This window comes from Pseudoalteromonas sp. S3178 (assembly GCF_005886985.1).
Taxonomy (GTDB): domain Bacteria; phylum Pseudomonadota; class Gammaproteobacteria; order Enterobacterales; family Alteromonadaceae; genus Pseudoalteromonas; species Pseudoalteromonas carrageenovora.
The window spans coordinates 33,867-57,196 of the sequence record NZ_PNCW01000005.1; the positions used below are offsets into that span (position 1 = coordinate 33,867).

16 protein-coding genes are annotated in these 23,330 nt (G+C 39.2%); 12 read left to right on the top strand and 4 right to left on the bottom strand.

The genetic code is table 11. From position 1 onward, the window contains the following. Window positions 1-26: 26 nt before the first annotated feature. A complete protein-coding gene (locus tag CWC11_RS01140) occupies window positions 27-491 on the top strand; it encodes a nuclear transport factor 2 family protein (RefSeq protein ID WP_138681246.1) in 465 nt (154 codons plus the stop codon). A gap of 15 nt (window positions 492-506) precedes the next feature. Continuing rightward, entirely contained in the window at window positions 507-851 is a 345-nt protein-coding gene (locus tag CWC11_RS01145; protein WP_138681247.1) for a hypothetical protein, read from the top strand. Window positions 852-923: 72 nt separating this feature from the next. Here CWC11_RS01145 and CWC11_RS01150 read toward each other — a convergent pair whose 3' ends face one another. Continuing rightward, entirely contained in the window at window positions 924-1,139 is a 216-nt protein-coding gene (locus CWC11_RS01150) for a hypothetical protein (RefSeq protein WP_058547298.1), read from the bottom strand. A gap of 169 nt (window positions 1,140-1,308) precedes the next feature. Here CWC11_RS01150 and CWC11_RS01155 point away from each other — a divergent pair, with 169 nt between their 5' ends. The 4 genes from CWC11_RS01155 (at window position 1,309) to CWC11_RS01170 (ending at window position 6,545) form a co-directional block, all read left to right on the top strand. After that, complete coding sequence (locus tag CWC11_RS01155) at window positions 1,309-3,216, top strand: DUF1800 domain-containing protein (protein ID WP_138681248.1); 1,908 nt, start codon at window positions 1,309-1,311, stop codon at window positions 3,214-3,216. 9 nt (window positions 3,217-3,225) lie between these two features. Further along, window positions 3,226-4,566 carry a DUF1501 domain-containing protein gene (locus CWC11_RS01160; protein WP_138681249.1) on the top strand — a complete coding sequence of 447 codons (1,341 nt, stop codon included), beginning with the start codon at window positions 3,226-3,228 and terminating at the stop codon, window positions 4,564-4,566. 97 nt (window positions 4,567-4,663) lie between these two features. Continuing rightward, entirely contained in the window at window positions 4,664-5,377 is a 714-nt protein-coding gene (locus CWC11_RS01165; protein ID WP_138681250.1) for a DUF1499 domain-containing protein, read from the top strand. A 121-nt stretch (window positions 5,378-5,498) separates the two neighbouring features. Continuing rightward, window positions 5,499-6,545, top strand: a complete 1,047-nt coding sequence (locus CWC11_RS01170) for an NAD(P)-dependent alcohol dehydrogenase (protein ID WP_138681251.1) — start codon at window positions 5,499-5,501, stop codon at window positions 6,543-6,545. A 71-nt stretch (window positions 6,546-6,616) separates the two neighbouring features. Here CWC11_RS01170 and CWC11_RS01175 read toward each other — a convergent pair whose 3' ends face one another. Then, window positions 6,617-7,819: an MFS transporter gene (locus tag CWC11_RS01175; RefSeq protein ID WP_138681252.1), complete on the bottom strand. Its 1,203-nt coding sequence runs from the start codon at window positions 7,817-7,819 to the stop codon at window positions 6,617-6,619. A gap of 351 nt (window positions 7,820-8,170) precedes the next feature. On the opposite strand from CWC11_RS01175, the gene CWC11_RS23505 reads away from it, so the two are divergent. Continuing rightward, window positions 8,171-9,469 carry a methyl-accepting chemotaxis protein gene (locus CWC11_RS23505; protein WP_138681253.1) on the top strand — a complete coding sequence of 433 codons (1,299 nt, stop codon included), beginning with the start codon at window positions 8,171-8,173 and terminating at the stop codon, window positions 9,467-9,469. A 101-nt stretch (window positions 9,470-9,570) separates the two neighbouring features. Continuing rightward, window positions 9,571-11,706, top strand: coding sequence for a TonB-dependent receptor (locus CWC11_RS01185; protein WP_138681254.1), 2,136 nt, complete (start codon window positions 9,571-9,573; stop codon window positions 11,704-11,706). 60 nt (window positions 11,707-11,766) lie between these two features. On the opposite strand, the gene CWC11_RS01190 is transcribed toward CWC11_RS01185, so the two are convergent. Next, window positions 11,767-11,940, bottom strand: a complete 174-nt coding sequence (locus tag CWC11_RS01190) for a DUF2986 domain-containing protein (RefSeq protein ID WP_138681261.1) — start codon at window positions 11,938-11,940, stop codon at window positions 11,767-11,769. Between the two features lie 176 nt (window positions 11,941-12,116). Between CWC11_RS01190 and CWC11_RS01195 the strand changes: the two genes are divergently transcribed. Then, on the top strand, window positions 12,117-13,604 hold the full coding sequence (locus CWC11_RS01195) for a dipeptidase (protein ID WP_138681255.1): 1,488 nt from the start codon (window positions 12,117-12,119) through the stop codon (window positions 13,602-13,604). A gap of 76 nt (window positions 13,605-13,680) precedes the next feature. Here CWC11_RS01195 and CWC11_RS01200 read toward each other — a convergent pair whose 3' ends face one another. Next, a complete protein-coding gene (locus CWC11_RS01200; RefSeq protein ID WP_138681256.1) occupies window positions 13,681-14,466 on the bottom strand; it encodes a putative porin in 786 nt (261 codons plus the stop codon). 256 nt (window positions 14,467-14,722) lie between these two features. Between CWC11_RS01200 and CWC11_RS01205 the strand changes: the two genes are divergently transcribed. From CWC11_RS01205 to CWC11_RS01215, 3 genes are all read left to right on the top strand, one after another. Then, window positions 14,723-15,343, top strand: coding sequence for a DUF1449 domain-containing protein (locus CWC11_RS01205; protein ID WP_138681257.1), 621 nt, complete (start codon window positions 14,723-14,725; stop codon window positions 15,341-15,343). 61 nt (window positions 15,344-15,404) lie between these two features. Next, entirely contained in the window at window positions 15,405-17,507 is a 2,103-nt protein-coding gene (locus CWC11_RS01210) for a flotillin family protein (RefSeq protein WP_138681258.1), read from the top strand. A gap of 84 nt (window positions 17,508-17,591) precedes the next feature. Beyond that, window positions 17,592-22,919 carry a DNA repair ATPase gene (locus CWC11_RS01215; protein WP_138681259.1) on the top strand — a complete coding sequence of 1,776 codons (5,328 nt, stop codon included), beginning with the start codon at window positions 17,592-17,594 and terminating at the stop codon, window positions 22,917-22,919. The last annotated feature ends 411 nt before the right edge of the window (window positions 22,920-23,330 follow it).

The window sequence follows — 23,330 nt, forward strand, 5'->3', positions numbered from 1 at the left end:
ACACTTTTAGCTACAGGGAATAGTCAATGAGGTTACTTTTAACATTAGGTTTGGTATTGGTTGCTACCTTTTCAGCCCGAGCCGAAGAGCCATTTGATTTAAAAGCATTTGCACAGCATTACTACAACACAATGGTTGCAACACAGGCACCCAACGCAGGTAATAAAGAGCTTGAAGCTTACCTTAGCTTATTAACAGACGATGTTGGCAGTCAGCACATACCGAATCAGCCTGATGACTCTCGCACTGCCGATGGGAAAGAATTAATGCGCAAAGGCATGAGCTTTTACTTAGGCGCGCATACCCTGTATGAAAGTGAGCTACTCAGTACTTTTATATTTAACGATAGCGGTTTTGCGATTCGTTATAAAAACCATGCTAAAGGCATTCACCCACAAAGTAAGCAGCCAATTGAGTATACTTCAGTAATGATGGAGGTGATCGAAATTGAAAACGCTAAAGTGGCGATGATCCGCAAGTATCACGAATAATAAATAAGGATATATATGAAACATTTACTTATCGCATTATCAATATTAATGCTTAGTGCATGCGTTAGCACAAAAAATGATTTTAGATTTGATGGCTCCACACCTGAGTCTACCCAAGCGGGGGTTACTAAAGTATTAAAAAAACTGAAACCTAAAGATTCTATGATTTTTATTGGGTCATTAATTGCTATTCAGTTTTCTGATGTGCAAAGCGCAGAAGATGTTGTTGGCGACCCAACTATGACTAATGAAATAAACTATTTTATTATTGGTAAAAAAATTGATGGCCTCAATTATTACGAAGTACTTGATTTAGCTAAACGCTCACAAAATACATTTAGTATTGTAGAAGCTCAGTAGGCTTAAAACGTGCGCCGATATTGTTATCTCATTGGCGCTATATAGATAATACTTATTAACTCACTTTATTAGTTAAACCTCTTTACCATCGTGTTGCTCGGCTAAATCATCAAGCTCAGCAGAGGTATAATCAAACCCACTTTCATCATACTCATAAGTTACTTTTACACTGTCGCCGCCGTTAAATAAGCGTGTTTTAACATCGCTTATGGGCCAGTCTTTTAGTACATGCACGAATCTGTTAGCAACTTGTGAAGATTCAAAACGGTAGCGAATTTCTGTTTTCATAAATAATAAGGCTCTGGCTATAAACCCCACTAAAACTGCATTGTTAATGGGGCGTTCATGATTCGGTTACAAAAAATAAAGAGTCAAATTGTAAATTTTGTGTTTCAATAATTGCATTAAACTCGGTACAGCTTAACGTACTATAATTAACAAATAACGACGACTTTACATGTATTATAAAATTTCTTTAATCGCAAGCTCAATATTTATACTTAGTGCTTGTGGTGGTTCAGGCTCAGATGATACGCCAACCATTAACGGAAATAAAATCCCAATTTTATCAGTTGCTGATATACCTACTGAAATAGCCAAAGGCCAAACCATTGAACTAAGTGCAACTGCCAGCGATAAAGATGGCACTATTAGCAGTGTTGTGTGGCAGCAAACCTCGGGTACTGTATTACTTAACGAACCCATAGAGGCTACAAGCGCAACAATTACTATTGAACCTGCACTTGGTTATAAGCCAATTAATTATGCATTTAGTGTTACTGCCACCGACAACGAGGGGGCAACCAACACACAGGTAGTCTCTTTTACAGCGCGTAACAGTATGAGTGATTACAGTGCTGCAAGGTTGCTGCACCAAGGAAGCATGGGGCCAACACTTGCTGAAATACAAAGTGCAAAAGGTTTAAGTGAACAGCAATGGCTTGATAAGCAAATTGCATTACCAGTTAATTACCATCGCGATTATTTAGCTAAGTTAGATGGCGAAGACGACTTTAGATACATAAACCGCATTGATGCATGGTGGAAAGGCGTTATGCAAAGCGACGATCAGCTACGTCAACGTGTTGCCTTTGCACTAAGCGAAATATTAGTTGTTTCGGATGAAAATAGTGGTTTGTCCGCTCAGCCTGAGGGGATGATCACCTACTACGATTTATTACTAAAGCATGCCTTTGGTAATTACCGTGACTTACTTGAAGATGTAACGCTTTCACCCATTATGGGCACTTACCTTAGTCACTTAGGTAACGAAAAAGCCGACGAAGCACTTAATATTCGCCCTGATGAAAACTACGCACGCGAAGTAATGCAACTATTTACGATTGGGCTTGAAGAGTTAAACCTAGATGGCAGCGCTAAGCTTGATGGCCAAGGCAATACCATAGCAACGTATGGGCAAACACAAATAGAAGGTTTTGCACGTGTATTTACAGGTTGGACATTTGCAGGAAGCGAAACCTTTAAACGTAAAAGCCGCGATTATATTAATCCTATGCAGGCATTTAGCGAATATCACTCTAGTGAACAAAAAACACTATTAAATAATGAGGTTATCCCACAAGGCTATGGCCCTGAGGAATCGCTAAAAATTGCACTCGATAATTTGTTTAATCACGGTAATGTTGCACCATTTATTTCTAAGCAGCTAATTCAGCGGCTAATTACCTCTAACCCAACGCCACAGTATGTGGAGCGAGTAGCAGCTGTATTTAACGATAACGGTGCAGGTGTACGCGGCGACTTAAGTGCAGTTATAAAAGCAATATACTTAGATGACGAAGCTCGCCATTTTGGCTCAGTGTTAAGTTACCAAGGTAAAATTAAAGAGCCAATATTGAAAACCGTTCAATTTTGGCGAAATCTCGATGCTAAATCGTTAGAGGGGTATTACAAAACATGGAACTTAGTAGATAGCTACGGGCAAGGGCCATTGCAGTCTGCGTCGGTATTTAACTTTTTTAGACCTGATTACCAAACAGCTACTTTACGAAGTGAAAGTTTAGTGGCGCCCGAGTTACAAATAGCAAATGATGCCACGCTTATTGGTACTATGAATGCTATTTTTTCAACCTTAGTGTGGAGCACCGCAGAGGCGCACAGCGATTTAAATTCAAGCCGAATTTATGTGTATATTCAAAACGATATGAATTACTTGCAACAGCAAGGAATAAGTGAATTGTTAGCCCAGTACAACACCTTATATTTTGCAGGTTCCATGAGCGATAACACGCGCCAAGCTTTACTTGACCTAGACGCTTATTTTAATGAAGAGCAATACCGAGAGCGGGTATCGTATTTGTTATACATGATTGCTATTTCACCTGAATTTAACGTGCAGTATTAGGAGCGCATAATGAGCATTAATAGAAGAGATTTTTTGTCGTTATGTTTAAAAGGCAGTGTGTCGGCGGCTGCTTTAACGAGCCTACAATTACAAGCATTAACAGGCGCTACTAATGCTATTGAGTTAGGTGATTACAAGGCGCTCGTGTGTGTGTATTTATATGGTGGGAATGACTCATTAAATATGCTGGTACCGCTTGAGGGAGAGCAACGTAATCTGTACGAGCAAAGCAGGCAAAATCTAGCGGTAGAAAATCCTATTGCGCTGAGTATTAAAAACCAGTTTGCTGGTGGAGTCGGTATTCACCCATCACTTGCACCTATTCAAAGTGTGTTTGAGTCTCAAAATTTAGCATTTATAGGTGGAGTCGGTACTTTACTTGCTCCTACATCATTAAGTGACTACAAAAATAAAACAATAGGTTTGCCTAAGCATTTGTTTTCGCATAACGATCAACAAGCTGCTTGGATGTATGGCCGAGAAAAACAATCTCTTAACAGTGGCTGGGGTGCACGGCTTTTAGAACGCTTAGAATTACAGGATGAATTTGCGGCTAACATATCACTCGACGGTACTAATTTATGGCAAACGGGAAGTGCTACTAATGCATTTGCACTTAACAAAAGCGGCATAAGTAACATTAACGCGTTTGGCGGGTATCAACCACGTAGTGAACATGTAACTTCTATTATGAACCGCTTACTAGGCAATACGAGTCATCCGTTAAGTACTGCTTACGCGAATGGTTTAACAAGTGCGATAAATAACACTCAAGCAATGAACAGCGCGTTAGAAAGCGCGCCTGCACTTATTACCCCATTTAGCGATAATAGCCTCAGTGAGCAATTTGCAGCGGTTGCTAAAACAATTAGTGTACAGGCAAAATTGAGCACTCAGCGCCAGGTGTTTTTTGTTTCTATGGGTGGATTTGATACGCACGACAACCAATTAACAACGCACCCAGCATTATTAAATACACTGGCTAGTGGCTTAAATGAATTTAATAGCGCAATGAATGAGCTTGATATGAGCGATAAGGTAACCACGTTTACTATGTCGGATTTTGGTCGTACGCTCACTTCTAACGGAGATGGCACAGACCACGGCTGGGCTGGTAATCAAATAGTGATGGGCGGGGCTGTAAAAGGGCAAAATATTTACGGCGAGTTACTCACTCAACAACTTGATGGCCCACAAGATACGGGGGGCGGGCGTTTAATACCACAAGTAGCAAACGAGCAATACTTTGCTACGTTAGCGCAGTGGTTTGGCGTTCCAAGCTCAGAGCTTGTTGATATATTTCCTAATTTGAGTAACTTTAATAACACAACGTTGGACTTTTTTGTGTAATTGGTCGCGAATAGTAATCTAAACGCAGTGCTTGGCGGTATAGTGTACTCGTTAGATTATTTAAAATAAAAATTACACACAGTAAAGGAATCTTAAAATGAAAGTTTTAGTGAGTTTAGTAAGCTTAATTGCGTTTTTGTTAGTTATATTGCCAGGGCCTTTATATAAGTTTGGACTTGTTGAGCTTGGCACTGCCTTTACCGGTTTTAGGTTTGGTGTGTACGCGGGTGGTGCGGCATTAGTGTTGCTAATTGTACAAGCTATCTTTATGCGTAAAACGTTAACGCTAAGCAGTGGTTTAATTGCTTTTGTATTTTCTGCCGTCGCCATTGCAATGCCGGTTAATATGATGAATAAAGCTAAAAGTGTACCTGCGATTCATGATATTTCGACAGACCTGGTTAATCCACCAAAGTTTGTAGCGGTTGCTCCACTTAGAGCCGATGCGCCTAACCCTGTAACTTATGCTGGCGAAGAAACGGCTGCGCAACAGCGTAAAGCGTACCCCGAGCTTAAAACTCTAAACTTTGCACAATCAAAAGCTGATTTGCTAGCGGCAAGTGAGCAAGCAGTTAAAAACTTAGGTTTTGCTTTGGTTAATACAAACTCGGCAACGGGTATTGTAGAAGCTACCGACACAACTACTTGGTTTGGGTTTAAAGATGATGTGGTTATTCGTATTACAGATGATGCCGATCAGCGTTTTGTAGATATTCGCAGCAAATCGCGTGTTGGACGTAGTGATTTAGGTAAAAATGCACAGCGCATCCACGCAATCATTGACGAAATAAATACCTTACTCGAAAAGTAAAATAGTAGAGCGTATATAAATTAAAGCCCAACATTGTTGGGCTTTTTTTTGGTCAGTTTAAATTCACGGCTTGTACGTTAATGTGAACTTGACTTAAATTTTTACAAACTATGGAGTTATTATGAAAACAGTAGGATATGCAGCAAAAAGCCAAGGTTCTGAACTGACAGAGTTTGCGTTTGAGCGCCGCGATTTACGCAATAACGATGTAGAAATTGAAATTTTATACTGCGGTGTGTGCCATTCAGATTTACACGCCGTACGAAATGATTGGGGCGGTAGTCGTTACCCACTTGTACCCGGACACGAAATTGTAGGTAAGGTTAAGTCGGTTGGAAGCGACGTTAAAAAATATAAGCAAGGCGACACCGTTGCGGTAGGGTGTATGGTTGATTCATGCCAAAGTTGCGATCAGTGCGATAACAATGAAGAGCAATTTTGCCGAGAAGGTATGGTAGCTACATACGCTGGTAAAGATAAAGAAACTGGCGATATGACCCAAGGCGGCTATTCAAAACATGTGGTTGTACGAGAAGAATTTGTGCTGTCTGTACCAAAAAGCTTAGAGCTTTCGCGCGTCGCACCTCTATTATGTGCAGGTATTACTACGTATTCTCCTCTTCATAAGTGGGGCGTTAAAAAAGGCAGCCGTGTTGCTGTTATAGGCCTTGGTGGTTTAGGGCATATGGCAGTTAAAAATGCAGTAGCTATGGGCGCTACAGTAACTGTAATTGGCCGTAGTGAATCTAAAAAAGAAGATGCGGTAGAGCTAGGTGCACAATATTATTTAGTTTCAACAAACGATGATGAAATGAAAAAGTCGCAGTCTGCATTTGATGTAATTATAGATACAGTGCCAGTTAAGCACGATCTCTCTATTTACACTCCACTACTTGATATAGACGGTGCTCTAATTATTGTTGGCCAAATTGGCCCGGTTGAAGAGTTAAATACCGTACCATTATTAATGGGTCGTCGCCAAGTTGCTGGGTCGCTCATTGGTGGTATAGCAGAAACGCAGCAAATGCTTGATTTTTGTGGTGAGAATAACGTGCTACCAGAGTGCGAAATGATCAACATAGACGAAATTAATACAGCCTACGAACGTATGGAAAAATCAGATGTACGTTATCGGTTTGTCATTGATATGGAATCACTCAGTGCATAATGTGTAACTAAAAAAGAGCCGCTACCTAGCGGCTCTTTTTATGTTTGAGAGTGTCTTATTTTAAAATGTGTTTAGCACGTTTGTGCTACTTGCTGCTTTTTATTTAATTGTATGTAGCTTAATAGCCACATAAAAAACCCACCTATAAACAAAATAGCCGCTACATAACCTGTTTCGTTAGGTGCTGCACCTTGAGCAATAGCCATACCACCAACCCAAGGGCCAATCGCATTGGCAACATTAAAGGCACATTGCACTAAAGCACCAATCATTGCGTGTCCATCAGGTGATACATCCATTAATAAAGATTGAATAAGTGTTGCTAGGCCTACACTACAGCCAATAAAAAATATTACGGCATAAAGTATCCATATATTATGGCTTGCACTAACGTAGGCAAAAGCAAAAACAATAGTGCATATAAGGGCAAAGCCCGTGGTTTTAATTGCTGATTTATCGGCGGCCTTACCTAATACGTAATTACCTAATGTGCAGCCAATACCAAACATTACCATCGCGATAGATATAGTGTAAGGCGCTGTTTTAGTTACATCTAAAATAGTGTCGGCAATGTAAGTGTATATGCAAAAAACACCGCCAAAACCAATAATAACAATACCTAAAATTGACCAAACAAGTTTGTTTTTTAGCACGCCAAATTCGTTTAATAAGTTAGAAGGCTTAGTGTTATCAATATTAGGTACCACTTTATAAACAAAAATAAAGGCGATAAATGCTAAAACAGCAGCACCCGCTAAACAGTAGCGCCAGCTAAGGTTTTGCCCAACTAAAGTAACAATAGGCACACCGACTATTGTAGCTATAGTTAACCCCATAAATACCTTAGACATAAAGCTGGCACGTTTGCCTTGCGGTGCAATATCAGACGCTAGCAATATTGCAGCACCAAAGTAAGCTCCATGAGGTAAGCCACTTAAAAATCTAAAAATAACTAATTGTTCTAAAGAGGTCGCAAGGGCGCTTAAACCGTTAGATATACACATTAAGCTTAAAAATATTAGCAGTGCTTTTCGTTTACGCATATTAGCTGTAGTAAGCATTAAAATTGGAGCACCGATAACAACACCAATAGCGTAGGCACTAATAGCATAACCAGTTTGCGAAGGTGTAGAGCCAAACGTTTCGCTAATTAATGGCAGCATCGGCATCATTGAAAATTCTGATAAGCCTAAAATAAATGTGCCTAATGCTAATACCACTAAAATAGCAGTTCGGTTTAATTGGCTCGGTGGCGACGTGACATCTGCGCTCATGAATGATCCCTTAGGTATAATTTTAAAATAGAACAGCACAGCAAACTTCGAATAGGGAAGTGCCGTGTAAACTTAAATTTTGGTGTGAGAGTAGATGTTCAGTGAGGTAGGTATTTTAATTTAAAAAGAGTATTGAGTCATGCATAAAGTTAATGGTTTTACAGGGTTTTTTAAATGTTAATTAGGATAAATAACTGCCAATAATCTTAAAAGTAAAAAAACTATTTATAAAGCATGAAGCTATAAGAAATTTAAATATTAGGTTATCATTTATTTTTAAGCCTATATTTACAATGAAGTTACATTTACATGTCACTTTATTACTTTTAATTTATTTCTTAAGGTTTTTACATGTTTGGTATTTCTCAAAAGAATACAAAAATTGAAGAGCTGGAGCTTCAATTAATTCAAAAGCAATCGATCTTGTCAGCAATTAACAAGCACGTTGCATATATTGAATTTTCACCTGAAGGAATAATTTTAGACGCTAATAAACTATTTTTAGAGACTATTGGTTATATTAAAGAGCAGATTGTAGGTGAGCATCATAGAATGTTTTGTGAACCTGAATATGCAAACTCAAAAGTATACAGTCAATTTTGGCAGAACCTACAACAAGGTAAATCGACTTCCGGCTCTTTTTTACGTTTTAAAGCCAACGGCGATAAGCTTTGGTTAGAAGCCACATATTTTCCAGTAGAAGAAAATGGTGTTGTCACAAAGGTTATAAAAATAGCTTCAGATATTACTGCAAACTATATACAAAGGCAGGCGCAAGAAGCGATAGCAAAGGCACTTGATAAAGCTTTAGCAACCATAGAATTTACTCCCGAAGGAAATATTATAACCGCCAATCAAAACTTTTTATCAACAATTGGCTACAGCTTAAAGGATATTGTAGGGCAGCATCATAAGATGTTTTGTACCTCACTATTTTATGAGAAAAACCCACGGTTTTGGAACGAGCTAGCACAAGGTCAGTTTAAGTCTGGAAAATTTAAACGCATTACCTCTGATGGTTCAGAAATTTGGCTAGAAGCAACCTATAACCCCATATTAGATAGCAAAGGTAATGTTGTTAAAATTATTAAGTTTGCGTCTGATATAACGGCCCGTATAAACGATAACACTGCAGTAAGTGATGCAGCAGCAATTGCACATGAGTCGGCAGTGGCAACGGTAGAAACGGCTAAACAAGGCTCTGAAATATTACAAAGTGCCATTACTAACTCAGATGCAATTGTAAGCCAAGTGCTTAAGTCGGTAGATTTAATTAAAAACCTAAATGAGCAATCAGCGGTTATTGGCTCGATTGTATCGACCATTAGCAGTATTGCCGATCAAACCAATTTATTAGCACTTAATGCCGCCATTGAAGCGGCTCGCGCAGGTGAGTATGGTAGGGGCTTTGCTGTGGTTGCAGACGAAGTAAGGCAGCTTGCAGCAAGTACAAGTAAATCAACTAACGAAATTGCGACTGTGGTTAAAAACAATCAAGAACTAACAAACGATATTTCTAAGCAAATTACCTCAGTGTCAGACTCGTCTGAACAAGGTAGAGAATTAATTTCTAATGTTTCTGAGGTAATTAAAGAAATTGAGCGCGGTGCAGATGTTGTTTCGCAAACCGTAGCACAGCTTAATAGCTAGTTACACCTGGTTACTTAACAAAGTGCGACATTATGTCGCGCTTTAATAGCGCTTTCACATTATATAATTTATGCCATATATAACAGTGGCATAAATTATAAATGAATCACAAAAAAAGCATTCAACCTACTTATTTACTTTCTCCTTTAGCGCTACTCGTTAGCGGCTTTTTATCGCCTATGGTGCTCGCTGATGATAACGACTTAGAAGTTATTGAAGTGCACGGGCATGCACAAAATAAACATTTATCACTTGGCTCGTCAGAATCATTACTTAGCAATTTAGGTGTTGATTTTTCTGCTGCGGGCGGGGTCTCGAACTTACCTATTTTAAATGGTTTAATGGGCGATAGGGTAAAAGTACTTGTTGATGGCGCAGATGTAACAGCAGCGTGCGCTAATCATATGAACCCGCCTCTTTCTTACATATCTGCAAATCAAATAACGTCTTACAAGGTTGTTGCTGGTGTTTCACCAATAAGCGCAGGTGGCGATAATATTGCCGGTGTAATAAGCGTTAATTCTATTTCACCACAGTACAGCGAAAGTAGCGATTTAGCGTGGCACTCAGGTTATGTATCGGCAAAATACAGTAGTATTGATAACGGCCGAAAGCTAGGCGTGGGAGCACGTTTAGCAAGTGATACGTTTAGTTTTAACTACCAAGGCTCTTTTAGCGATGCAGATAGTTATGAAGATGGTAACGGCGATGTAGTACTTGACACATTGTACCGTGCACAAAACCACAGTTTAACCGCAGCTATGCGCGATGATAAACAGCAATTAGTTATAAAGCTCACACATCAAAAAATTCCTTACCAAGGATTTGCAAATCAGTACATGGATATGACTGATAACACCAGCTACGGTGCTATTGCTCAATACAAACGCTCTTTTGAAAACAGCGAATTTGAAGGGCAGGTTAACTGGCACAGTGTAAAGCACGAAATGGGTTTTTTCAGTAAAGAAAAAACCGGCATGATGCCCATGAAAACAGACTCGCAAGATATAAGCACGCAGCTTAAATGGCGTATTTCGCTTAATGAAAATAGCTCTCTATTGCTTGGTCAAGAATACTATAACTACCGCATTGATGATTGGTGGCCGGCTATTGAAGGTTCAGCCATGATGGGGCCAAATGACTATGTAAATATCAATAATGGTAAGCGTGAACGCATTGCCCTATTTGCAGAATATGAAAGCCAGATTAATAAAAAGCTATGGTTAAACACTGGAGTAAGGGTTGAGCGTGTTAATACGCAAGTTGATGAAGTGCAGGCCTATAACGATGGCATGAGTATGATGGATATGGGCAGTATGAGCTCAATGAGCTCTGCTAATAATGCGATGGCGGCAAATGACTTTAATAATGCAGATAGAAATAAAACCGACACCATTGTTGATGTTAATTTATTAGCTAATTACCAAATTACACTATATGACGAGCTGCAATTAGGTCTTGCTCGCAAAAACCGCGCACCCAATTTATATGAGCGCTACAGCTGGGGGGTAAGTAATATGGCCACCACTATGATTGGCTGGTACGGCGATGCAAATGGTTATATTGGTAACCCAGAGCTTGATGTAGAAACCGCAAATACCATTAGTGCAACGTATTCAAAAACAGCTAAAGATGATAATTGGCGAGTAAGTGCTAATGTGTGGTACACCAATGTAAACGACTACATTGACGCAAATATTGTACGTAGTTTTAATAGTTATGGGTTAGCAAACACATCACGTAATATTTTGCAGTTTAGTAATGTTGACGCCACATTATATGGTGCCAAAATCGATGTAAGTAAGTCGCTTTATCAATCTAAACCATTTGGCGAATGGGTATTAATAGCAAACGTTACAAGTACCCGTGGTAAGCGCGACGATACTAACCAGCCGCTATATCAAATTAAGCCATTGCATACAAAGCTAACATTAAGCCAGCAGATAGGATTATTTGAAAATGCGCTGTCGTGGGAGTGGGTAGATACAAAATCACGCGTTGACTTTAACCGCCTTGAAAACCAAACACACAGCTATAATTTAGTGAATTTAAGCTCTAAAGCGACCTTTAATGCACTAACGCTTAGTGCAGAAGTAACTAACTTATTTGATGAGTTTTACGAGTTGCCATTAGGGGGAGTAAGTATTGCTACACTAAAACAAAACAGTAGCACGGGGTTTACTCAATTAGCTGGGCAGGGGCGCTCATTTAATATTAGTGCAAGTTATGCTTTTTAGGCACATATAATAATTATTGAACAGTTAAGCCATCACTGTGTTGTGGCTTAACGCTAAATATTAATCAGTAGTCGTGTTTTGCTCATCGGCACAAGGAGATTGCTCGGCTTCTAAAGCTAACTTTTCGCGCTGTGCTTTAGATACATAAGCAGGTTTGCCGCTTTTATGTAATTTGGCATTAGCGCGTTTATCTTTCTTTTGAAATTTAGTGACGATTTTTTTACGACGGTTCACAGCTAAAACCTTTAAGCTAAATAAATTTAAGTCGCGCATTATACTGCTATCTACACTAAACCCGCTATATAAATATTTTACGCTTATAAGTTGTGAGTCCATCGCAAAGCACTATTTGAAATGCTGTGTGGGCGCTATAATTAAAGCTCTTAGTTATTAATTAAATGGAATAAGTTTTGAAAAAGTTAGCTTTAGCCAGTGCTCTTTTATTTGCGTTTAGCGCGCACGCACAGTTACATAAAAATATTGATAGTGTTGCCGATTACGCTGTAAACACCTACCAAAATGCTCAAGTACATACGCTAACTAACTTAGTTGCTTTTCCTACAGTAAATAAAGACTCAATACCCGCACCACAAAACCCAGACTTTATTAACTTTAAATCTGTATTAAAAATGAAAGCCGCAGAGCTTGGGTTTGATTACCAAGACCTAGGTTATACCGTGCTTATTGGTATGGGTAAACAAGCAGACAAAGTAACAGTAGTAACACACGGTGATGTTCAGCCAGCTAATGCGAGTAAGTGGAAGCAAAGCCCATTTATTATTGATACCTCAGAGCCTGGCAAATTAGTAGGGCGCGGTACCGAAGACGACAAAGGCGCCATAGCCACTGCGCTTTACGCCATGAAAGCAATTAAAGATAAAGGCATAGAGCTTGATAACCGCATAGAGCTGATGATTTACCTAGCTGAGGAATCTGACTGGGGCCCACTTACTGAATTTATGAAAACTTACGATCAACCAAAGTATGCCGTAACCATTGATGCATCATACCCAGTAGTTGTTGCCGAAAAAGGCTGGAGCTTAATTGCACCTACATTTAGCGCTACTTCAAAACAAACTGGCGTATATGTAAGCGATGTTGCTGGTGGGGCGTTTAAAAGCCAAATACCAGAAGATGCAAGCTTAGTACTGCACAATGCAAGCGAGAGCTTAATTGGCTCATTAAAAGCTAAAGCTAAAACACTTAGTGACGTTGAGTTTAGTTTTAAAGAGCAAGGTGAAGGCTCAAAAATAACTGTAAAAGGAATGTCTGCGCATTCATCAGAGCCAGAGTCGGGCGTTAATGCTATTGCACACCTAAGCGAGTTATTTAAAGACGTCGCGCTTGAGAATAATAGCGATGGCCAGCTTATAAAATTTGTAAACCAGTTAATTGGCTTAGATATTCATGGTAAGCAATTTGGTAATATTGCCTACAAGCATAAATTTATGGGCCCAATGACAGTAGCACCTACTTTGATCGAACGTGATGGTAACGCATTAACATTAGCTATTAACGCCCGCCGCCCAGTAGGTAAAGATGAAAGTGTACTTAAACAACAAATTAATAGCGCTATCAATGAATGGGAAACTGCAAATAACGTAATGCTTAGTAAAGTAGATACGGTTATTGGTACACCTATGCTATTAGATAATGCACCGCACGCACAAAAGCTGCTCGATATATTTAAGCATTTTACTGGCGACAAAAAAGCTGACTTTGTATCAATTGGCGGAGGCACTAACGCAAAACTATTTGATAATGCAGTATCGTTTGGCCCTTCAATGCCGGGTAAACGTTATACAGGCCACTCAGAGCATGAATTTATTACGCTTGAGCAATTGGAGCTTAATTTACGCATGTATACCGCGATGATGATTGAGCTAGGTAATATGTAAGCTATAGATTTTTTTAATATAAAAGCCGCCTTGTTTAACTGAAGTGACTTCAGCAAGGCGGCTTTTTTTGTGTTTATTAAAACTGGGCTACAAAACTAAGGTTGTATATGTCATAGTTATTTTTATCAGTGTAATTAGCGCTAAAATAGTAGCTATCGTTAATAAAGTATTTACCCTCAACAACTAAATCTGAGTCGCTTAAGCCAACACCCACTGCTACATGCTTATTAAAGTAGTAATTTGCCAGCACATTTAAAAAAGGGTCATCACCAGCATCTAGGTAGTCAATATTTATAGTAAAGTAGCTTTCATCGTAAAGGTGAGCAAAGTAACGTGAAGATAAGTCCCACGAGTCTATTTCATCATCAGTCTCAACAGTAAAACCAATGTAGTCGGTGTCATTAATTTGATGATTATATTGCGCTTTAAATAGATAAACCGTATCACCATATTCGTAATCTAGCATACGTGCAGATACTTTTAACGAATCAGCAAATAAGTAACCTAAACCAAGTGAGTAGGTATCAGTATCGCCAACATTAGGCAGCTCTAAGGTTGCAAAAGCGTTACCGTAAAAGCCTTCTCCAAAAATCCCTTTTTGGCTATAACCATCTGAATTAAAGTAATTTAAGCCTATATTACTATCTGTGTCTAGGTAGCCATAATCATCCCACACGCCAGAGCTTTGTTGCTCTTCAAAATAATAATGAGTAGATAATCCGTACACATTATCGCTGTAATAGCGTGAATCAATTTTTGCGTAGTTAATTGTATTAAACCATTGCTTTGATGCTGATTGTGCAGCGTTTACTGATGCTGTACAGCTAAGTGCAAGCAAAGAGAGTGGCATTAAAAATCGCATAAGTATCCTTTCTTATAAAGTTAATTAGTTGTATCCAGAAAGGGTATTATAGTGAGGGGACTTAACATGGCAATTAAACGATTGTAAGAAAGTGTTGATGCTTAATCACTTAATATAAGTAGTAAAGTGGGAGATAGTTTGTTTACAATTGTTTATAAAAACAGACATTAATTGTTATAAAAAACTTAACAAACCCTCTTCAAAGTGGTAAAAATCTTATTGTATATATGTATTAATACAAATGGATAGCTGTAATATGGAATTTTTAAATTTAGCGCTTACGTTCCCTACCATTATATTCACGGCCTTGCTTTTAGTTGTTGTCTTGTTTTGGGCGATCACCTTACTGGGTTTTGCTGATATCGACATGTTTGAGTCTGATTTAGATATAGAAGCTAATTCATCAAACACAAATAGCACTGGGTTATTTTCAAGTTTTGGCTTTGGCAGTATTCCTATCACAGTATCAATTAGCTTAGTAGTTATGCTGAGCTGGTTAGTTAATATTTATGCACACAAGTTTTTTGCTTACCTACTTGGCGATGGCATTTTATTTTATATTTTTGGCTTCGTGATGCTGGTAGTAAGCGCGATTATTGCTCTACCTATTGCCATTATTATTTCAAAGCCATTACAAGGCTTTTTTTCAAGTGTAGAAACCTCCCGCAGTAGCGATTTACTAGGTCTCGAGTGCACGGTTGTTACTGGCAAAGTGACATCTACATTTGGCCAAGGGAGAATTAATTTTCAAGGTACTGAGCAATTAATTCAAATAAGATCACACGACGAACACCCTTATAGCACAGGTGATACGGTTGTATTGCTTGAGCACTTAAAAGAGCAGCATTGTTATATTGTTACTGCTAAACCTTGGTAACTAAACGCCGTTTTTGCTGTAAATAACACATAATAAATCGATAATTACGTTAGGACATAACATGGAATTTTTAGATAACTTACTACCTATATTAACGTTTGTAGGTATAGCGATCGCGGTCATTTTTGCTATTTTGTTAATTATTGGCAAGTTCTATCGCAAAGTTGAACAGGGCCAAGCGCTCATTATAAATAAGATGAAAAACGAACCTGATGTAACCACAACAGGCGGCATTGTTTACCCTGTTATCCATAAAATGGAAGTCATGGATATTTCAACTAAACGCATGGTACTTGAGCGTAAAGATAAAGGCGGCTTGATTTGTAAAGATAATATACGCGCCGATATTGCCATTACGTTTTATATTCGTGTTAATGAAAATAAAGACGATATTTTGCGTGTCGCTAAACATGTGGGCTGTGCACGTGCGTCAGAGCATGAAACGCTGCAAGAGTTATTTGAAGCTAAGTTTTCAGAAGCACTTAAAACGGTTGGTAAACGAATGGATTTCGTTGAGTTGTTTACTCACCGAAACGAATTTAGAGACAATATTAAAGAAGTTATAGGCCAAGATTTATCTGGCTACACGCTTGAAGATGTTGCTATTGATTACCTAGAACAAACGTCGATCGAAAAGCTTGATTCACAAAACATTCTTGATGCCGAGGGGATCCGTCGTATTACCGAAATGACGGCAGCGCAAAATGTATTAACCAATCAATTAAAATGCGATGAGCGCGCAAAAGTAGAAATTCAAAACCAAGAAGCCACAGAAAAATCACTCGAAATTGAACGCCAAAAACAAGATGCAATGTCGCGTCAGGTTCGTGAAATTGAAACCGTTAAAGCGCGTGAACACGCAGAAGCTGAAAAAGTACGCCACGAAGAGCGTTTAAAATCAGAACAGGCTCGAATTCAATCTGAAGAGTCAATTGGAATTAGCGAGCAAAACAAGCAGCGTGAGCTTGATATTGCAGAGCAAAATCGACTGCGTGTACTGGGTATTGAGGAAGAGAAAGTTTTACGTTCTCGTGAAATAGAAGTGATTGAACGAGAAAGAGAAACTGAAATTTTACGTATTAATAAAGAAAAAGCACTTGAAGTAGAGCGTAAAGAAATTGCTGATGTAGTGCGTGATCGCGTAATAGTAGAAAAATCGGTAGCAGAAGAGCAAGAACGTATTAAAGATGTGCAGGTTTTAGCCGGTGCAGAACGTGAAAAAGATGCCATCATTATCCGAGCTAAAGCAGAAGCAGAAGAAGCATTGGTTAAAGATATTGAAGCTGCTAAAGCGCAAGATCAAGCTGCTGAATTTAAAGCTCGTGAACTTGAAACAATGGCCAATGCAGAGCTGCGCATTGCTAATCAGCAAGCAGAGTCTAAAAAGATACTGGCTCAAGCACAACAAGTTGAAACAGCAGCACAGGGCTTAGCTGAGGCAGACGTAATTACGGCTAAAGCACAAGCAAACGCAATGCAAGGTGAAGTGGATGCGAAGGTACTTCGCCAAAAATTAGAAGCAGAAGCGCAGGGTAACCGTGAAATTGGCTTGTCTGAAGCGCAAGTGCAAACAGCAATGGCTGATGCTAATGAGAAACAAGGTGAAGTCGAAGCCATTAATCTAGAGCGTAAAATGCTTGCTGAGGCCAAAGGCCTTGAAGAAAAACTACAGGCGCTTAATGCGATGGACCAAGATGCCCGTGATTACGAAAGCTTTACACTTCAACTAAACCAGCAAAAAGAATTAGTGCTGGCTAAAATTGAAGCGGGTAAAGATATAGCAGAGCATCAAGCACAAGTGATGAGCAAAGCTCTTGGCGATGCCGATATTAATATTATGGGCGGTGATGGTCAGTTCTTTAACCAGTTTATGAGTGCTATTAGCTTAGGTAAATCAATAGATGGTTTAGTAGATGAAAGCAAAACAGTACAAACTGTATTCAAAGATCACTTAAATGGGGATCGCAATTTAATTGAGGATTTGAAAGGAGTATTAGCGGGCGCTAACGGCTCAGCTGAAACCATGAAAAACCTTAATATGAGTAAACTATTAAAGCAATTGAGTAACACCACAGCGGCTGAAAAAAGCCAGTTACTAAGTATGCTAGGGGGCAATATGGGCAGCGGGCTTGACGAAAAAATTAAACTCAACCCGCAAGACTAACTCCCTCTCAATCTATAGCCGTAATAGTAAAAATTACGGCTTTTTTGATCACACATACAAAAGTAATACTGTAGGAAAGGTTTAATGACGGACTCAACACAACATGCTTTAGAGCAGGGATCGTACGATTTAATTAAGCGTCGCTTAAATAACTTTGGCGCAACACTCAAAACGCAAACAGATAACGTTAATACGCAGCGTATTAGCGAGTTTGGTAGTACAGAGCTTCAAGTAAAAGGGCGGGTGCGTGCGCGAACCGAGCAAAACTGTACGCCTCGCGATATTGTGATTGTAGGCGACAAGGTTATTTTTGCTTACAACGTGTTTTTGGGTCTGAAAAAAGAAACCTCAATTGATGATGTATTTAGTGTGCACAAATTGGTTCAGCAAGAGGACCACTTTGAGATTGAACACTACCCAGAAAAAACCTTATTTTTAACCGATACCCGTTTTATTCGCGATTTTGAAGAGCTTTATACTTACTACAAGCAAACTAAGTTGCAGCACCTATATCAGCAAAACGGCAAGTTATTTGCGTTGTTTCAGATTGGTGAAAAGCTCTCTGACGTGCGAGTGTTTAGATGGGAGATACACCCAGATAACACTATTCATTATATTGATAATCGCGGTGAACGCGATATAAAGCACGCACACGATTATGATTTTGAATGGCAACAAACAGACCGCAGTGATCATGTTGAAGGGCGTCACGGTCATATAAATATTGCCGACACCGTATTTGTAGAAACCATTGGTGGCACGCTCACCATAAAAATAGAAAACAGCACCGAAACCGGCGAAGGCATTCATCAAGAACCCGTTGAAGATAAAAACCAATCACTTGCTGATAGCGAGGTTGAATACGCGCAAGTGGGGGACTTGATTTTACTTAAAATTTTGCCGTATCGTGAAAAACAGTGGCGCTATTTTATTTTTAACAGCCGTACTTTGCAGGTTACGCGTCAAGATGCCATTGGTAGCGCATGTGTTACCTTACCCGAAGACCACGGTATTATTTTCCCCGGTGGTTACTATTTGCAGTCGGGACAGGCTCGCTCATTTGAAGAGCAAATTGATGATTTAGAATTTCATCGCCAAGTTAAATCGCCCAATGGCGAAGATGTATTGTATGTATTTTATGAGCCAAGCGAAGGACGCTATGCTTTATTTGCCTACAATATTATTGATAAAAACTTACAAAACCCAATTTACTGTCACGGTTATGGTATTTACAACGATGGCATCGCGTTAACCTTCAAAGCCGATAACGAACAGGCTGAGCGCGTACACCCAATTCAAATATGGCAAAGCCCATTTGTATCTGCTGAGTTTGCCGCCAATGCACCTGCTTTAACGAGTTTTTTTGGAAAAATTGGTAACCCCGATTTAGTACGCGGTATTTCAGATTTATATAGCGTATGCAAAGCTATTAACGAACAAAGCCCAAGTTTGTTTCACTACGAAGATATGATTTCGCTGAGTCGAAATATTTTTGATCGCTATCATTGGCTCAACGAAAATGAGTTTGCTGACATAGCGCAAAGCTTGCACAGTATTTTTGAGACAGCAGAACAAGTACTAGATGAATTTGAAAAAGTAACTGAAATACAGAATAAAGCTAAGCAAGCACTTGCAGATATAACTAAACAGTACACAGAAGTAACACGAGAGGTTCGCCCCGATAGCTTTAAAGCAGTGTCTGAATTTGTTACGTCAATAGACGTGTTAAAAGTACTAAAAGGGCAAATAATCAGCCTTGAAGATATTAAGTACATAGACACAGATGCACTTAACCAGCTACAAGCTGATGTAGATGAGCATTTGAGCGGTGTAAGCCAAGCTACTGCTGCTTTTTTACAGCAATCATCAGCACTTGAACCGTATCATAAAAAATTAAAAGAACTTGAAGAGCTAAGTACTAAGAGTGAAAGCGTAACCGAACTTAAAACCTATATTGCCGAGCTTGATAAACAAAGTGTGGAACTTGATTTACTTAACCACACTATGCTTGATTTAGACATAGACGATAGCCGTATTCGCACCCAAATTTTAGAAGATATTAGCGGTGTGTATGCGTTAGTTAATAGGGCAAAAGCAGGCATAGAAATACGCCAAAAAAGCTTGGGCAGCGTTGAGGCTAAAGCTGAGTTTGCCGCCCGTTTTAAGTTGTTTTCGCAAAGTATTACTAATGCATTAAATAATGCAAAAACCCCAGAAGCGTGTGACGATCAGTTATCGCGTTTGTTAATACAGCTAGAAGAGCTAGAGTCGCAGTTTAGTGATTTTGATGAATACCTTAGTGAAATAATAGCCAAGCGCGACGACGTTTACGAAAGCTTTGAAGCGCATAAGCAAAGTTTAATAGATGCGCGTCAGCGACGTGCGCTTAATTTAGCTAATGCCGCAGAGCGTATTTTACAGGGCGTTAATCGACGATCGCAAAGTTTCACTGAGTTAGATGCGCTAAACACCTACTTTGCAGCTGATCCGATGATCAGTAAATTACGTGCACTTACGCAAGAGTTAAAAGATATTGGCGACGAAATACGTGCCGATGATATTCAGTCAAAACTAAAAGCAAGTAAAGATCAGGGCATTCGCTCATTACGTGACAAACAAGATATATTTACCGATGGCGGTAATACGGTAAGTATAGGTAAGCACGCATTTAGTGTTAATAAGCAATTACTTGATTTGACGTTACTGCCTCGCGATGAGCAGCTAATGCTGCATTTAACAGGGACCGATTACTTTGAGCCGATTACCGACGCAAAAAGTGTTGAAACATTAGCGCAAAGCCGTCACTTGTGGCAGCAAGCGCTAGTGTCTGAAAACAGTATTATCTATCGTGGTGAATATTTAGCTGCGCAAATTTTATTAGCGTGCGAAAATAGTGAGCATGCACTTACATTTACACAATTGCAGCAAGCTAAAGATGACAGTACGCTTTTAAATATAGTGCAAAAATTTGCAGAGCCTCGTTACCAAGAAGGTTACGAAAAGGGCATACACGATCATGACGCTAGCGCAATAATAGAGTCTTTACTTAATCAAAAAAGCACCCTTGATTTACTCATTTACCCAGTGAGTTGTAGGGTAGTTGCGCAGCTTTACAGCGCGCAATTGTCAGCAGAGCAGTTGGCTACTTTTTATCACCAAGCAAAAAATGCATTGTTGATGGAAACGCACTTTGGCGCAATTAACTTTATTAGCGCTTTAACATCTCAACTGAGTGAATATATCAGCGAGTTTTTAAATACGATACCTCGTATGCTTGTGCACTTTAGTGATTTATCAAGTGAGCTCAGCGCAGCATATTTAATTAAGCAATTGGCGCAGCAAAAAAGTGCAGATGAACCTCTGTTTATAGTATCTCAGCAAGCTAAAAACCTCGCCGAGCAGTTTAATAGTGATGCAAATAGTAAGGGGTTTAGCAAAGAGCTGACCCAAGCTAATACCACTCTAAACAGCACAGATGAGCGCGGTCTACTTTATTTAAGTTGGCTAAATGCCTATTGTTTACAACACAGTAATATTAGCGCTGAAGTTCAAGCTGAAGCTGCGAATTACCTTCATTTAACAGCTTCTACTTCTTTCAAATACAGCGTTTTAGATGTAAATACCGATAACACTGTTAGTGGATTAATGGGGCAGCATAAGCAAATAAGTGAGCAAACACTTCAAGTTGATTATGCGTCGTTTTATGCACGCACGCGAGAGTATATTACTGAACAAGCTCCCGCCTTTGAGCAATACCATTCTCTACGTAGTGAAATTTTAGCTGAGCAAAAAGAGCGCTTACAATTAGATGAATTTAAAGCGCGGCCTTTAAGCTCATTTGTACGAAACCAACTTATTAATAAAGTGTACTTTCCAATTATTGGCGATAACTTAGCAAAACAAATTGGCTCAGCGGGTAAAAATAAACGTACCGATTTAATGGGTATGCTATTGCTTATATCACCGCCAGGGTATGGTAAAACAACACTTGTAGAATATGTAGCTAACCGCCTAGGATTAACATTTGTAAAAGTAAATTGCCCATCAATAGGGCACGACCAAGTATCGCTAGACCCATCTCAAGCCATTAACGCTACTGCCGAAAAAGAGATTGCTAAAATCAATCAAAGCTTTGAAATGGGCAATAACGTAATGCTTTATTTAGATGATATTCAGCATACTAACCCTGAGTTTTTACAAAAGTTTATTTCGTTATGTGATGGCTCGCGCCGAATTGATGGTGTGTGGAATGGCAAAAGTAAAACGTATGACTTGCGCGGTAAAAAGTTTGCTGTGGTTATGGCGGGTAACCCCTATACCGAATCGGGAGAGAGCTTTAAAATACCGGATATGCTTGCTAACAGGGCCGATATTTATAACTTAGGTGATACGTTAGCAGGGTGCGAGCAAGAGTTTGCAATGAGCTTTATAGAAAACGCCCTTACGTCTAACTCAGTGCTTGCACCGCTGGCAAACAGAAATATGGACGACTTATACAAATTTGTGCGTATTTGCCAAGGTGAAGATATACCGTTAAACGAGCTTGAATATGGCTACTCACAGGCTGAGGCCAACGAAATTAAAGCAGTAATTAATAAGCTGATCACTATTAGAGACACCGTATTAAAAGTCAATGCGCAATATATTGCTTCTGCTGCACAAGACAACAACTACCGCACGGAACCGCCATTTAAGCTGCAAGGTAGTTACCGTAATATGAATAAAATGGCTGAAAAAGTCGTTGCAGCTATGAATGACGAAGAACTCGAGAATTTAATTTGTGATCATTACCGAGGTGAGGCTCAAACACTCAGTAAAGGTTCTGAAGAGAACCTACTTAAATTAGCTCAACTGCGAGGCACTTCTACAGAGCATGAGCAAGCGCGCTATGAGCAAATTAAAGGTGACTTTGTTAGATTAAATAAGCTCGATGGTGCCGGCAGCCCGGTAATGATGGCTGTTGAGCAAATGGGGTATTTGCATGAATCGTTAGAAGGTATTGCAGATAAGCTCAGTAAAAGTAACCTGAGTTACGATTATAGCGAGACACTTAGTACTGTGGGTGAAAATCTAACCAATTTAGACAGCCGTCATGGGTTTAATACCCTCAATGAGACGCTAAACTCTGCTTTAAGTCAGGCGCCAAATCAAAACAGTGTTGCGCAGTTAGTTACTGCAATTGAGAAAAATAGCAATCAAGCGCAACTAAGCGAGCTTAATAAAACACTTGAGGCCAATAGTGTTAACCACACTCTTGCTATGCTTGCTCAACAGCTAGGGGAGATAATTGCGCAAAATGATAATAAGGATGAAATTAAAGTCCTAACACAATCTTTAACTCAGGCAATTGCGAGCAATAACGTAAAGCAGCAACTAACACAGCTAGTGCAAGCATGGTCTGGTAAGCAATAAGTTAAACTTAAATAATGTCACTTTAAAAAGTGGCATTTAACTGTTTTGCTTAATATTGTAATGGTGTTGACGTTAGTTTTTTGCGCTTACAGCGATGAGATTGACTAATTATAAAAGTAGAAACTAAAGATAAAACAGGCAGGTAAAAATAAGTGACAAGTGTCATATTAACTGATGACAAATAACACCTCCAAAGCTTAAAAATTAAGGCAATAATGACCTTACATTTTTAGAGGAGAGTAAACATGAATACATCAACATTTTTCGAAAACCTAAAACGCTATTTAGCTGTATAAGGGCGTGTTGATCTTTGCGGATTGAAATTTGTTCAAACTAGGGGCGATTAAATCGCGGCGCGAGGTTTGTAACCTAGTGGGCTAAGTAAAAACCGAGTAACAAAGAGTTTATCGC

What these genes read in the sequence shown, in the direction of transcription:
- CWC11_RS01170 (WP_138681251.1), top strand. Translation starts at nt 5,499, where the DNA reads ATGAAAACAGTAGGATATGCAGCAAAAAGCCAAGGTTCTGAACTGACA.
- CWC11_RS01215 (WP_138681259.1), top strand. Translation starts at nt 17,592, where the DNA reads ATGACGGACTCAACACAACATGCTTTAGAGCAGGGATCGTACGATTTA.
- CWC11_RS01200 (WP_138681256.1), bottom strand. Translation starts at nt 14,466, where the DNA reads ATGCGATTTTTAATGCCACTCTCTTTGCTTGCACTTAGCTGTACAGCA.
- CWC11_RS01155 (WP_138681248.1), top strand. Translation starts at nt 1,309, where the DNA reads ATGTATTATAAAATTTCTTTAATCGCAAGCTCAATATTTATACTTAGT.
- CWC11_RS01160 (WP_138681249.1), top strand. Translation starts at nt 3,226, where the DNA reads ATGAGCATTAATAGAAGAGATTTTTTGTCGTTATGTTTAAAAGGCAGT.
- CWC11_RS23505 (WP_138681253.1), top strand. Translation starts at nt 8,171, where the DNA reads ATGTTTGGTATTTCTCAAAAGAATACAAAAATTGAAGAGCTGGAGCTT.
- CWC11_RS01145 (WP_138681247.1), top strand. Translation starts at nt 507, where the DNA reads ATGAAACATTTACTTATCGCATTATCAATATTAATGCTTAGTGCATGC.
- CWC11_RS01210 (WP_138681258.1), top strand. Translation starts at nt 15,405, where the DNA reads ATGGAATTTTTAGATAACTTACTACCTATATTAACGTTTGTAGGTATA.
- CWC11_RS01185 (WP_138681254.1), top strand. Translation starts at nt 9,571, where the DNA reads ATGAATCACAAAAAAAGCATTCAACCTACTTATTTACTTTCTCCTTTA.
- CWC11_RS01205 (WP_138681257.1), top strand. Translation starts at nt 14,723, where the DNA reads ATGGAATTTTTAAATTTAGCGCTTACGTTCCCTACCATTATATTCACG.
- CWC11_RS01140 (WP_138681246.1), top strand. Translation starts at nt 27, where the DNA reads ATGAGGTTACTTTTAACATTAGGTTTGGTATTGGTTGCTACCTTTTCA.
- CWC11_RS01175 (WP_138681252.1), bottom strand. Translation starts at nt 7,819, where the DNA reads ATGAGCGCAGATGTCACGTCGCCACCGAGCCAATTAAACCGAACTGCT.
- CWC11_RS01165 (WP_138681250.1), top strand. Translation starts at nt 4,664, where the DNA reads ATGAAAGTTTTAGTGAGTTTAGTAAGCTTAATTGCGTTTTTGTTAGTT.
- CWC11_RS01150 (WP_058547298.1), bottom strand. Translation starts at nt 1,139, where the DNA reads ATGAAAACAGAAATTCGCTACCGTTTTGAATCTTCACAAGTTGCTAAC.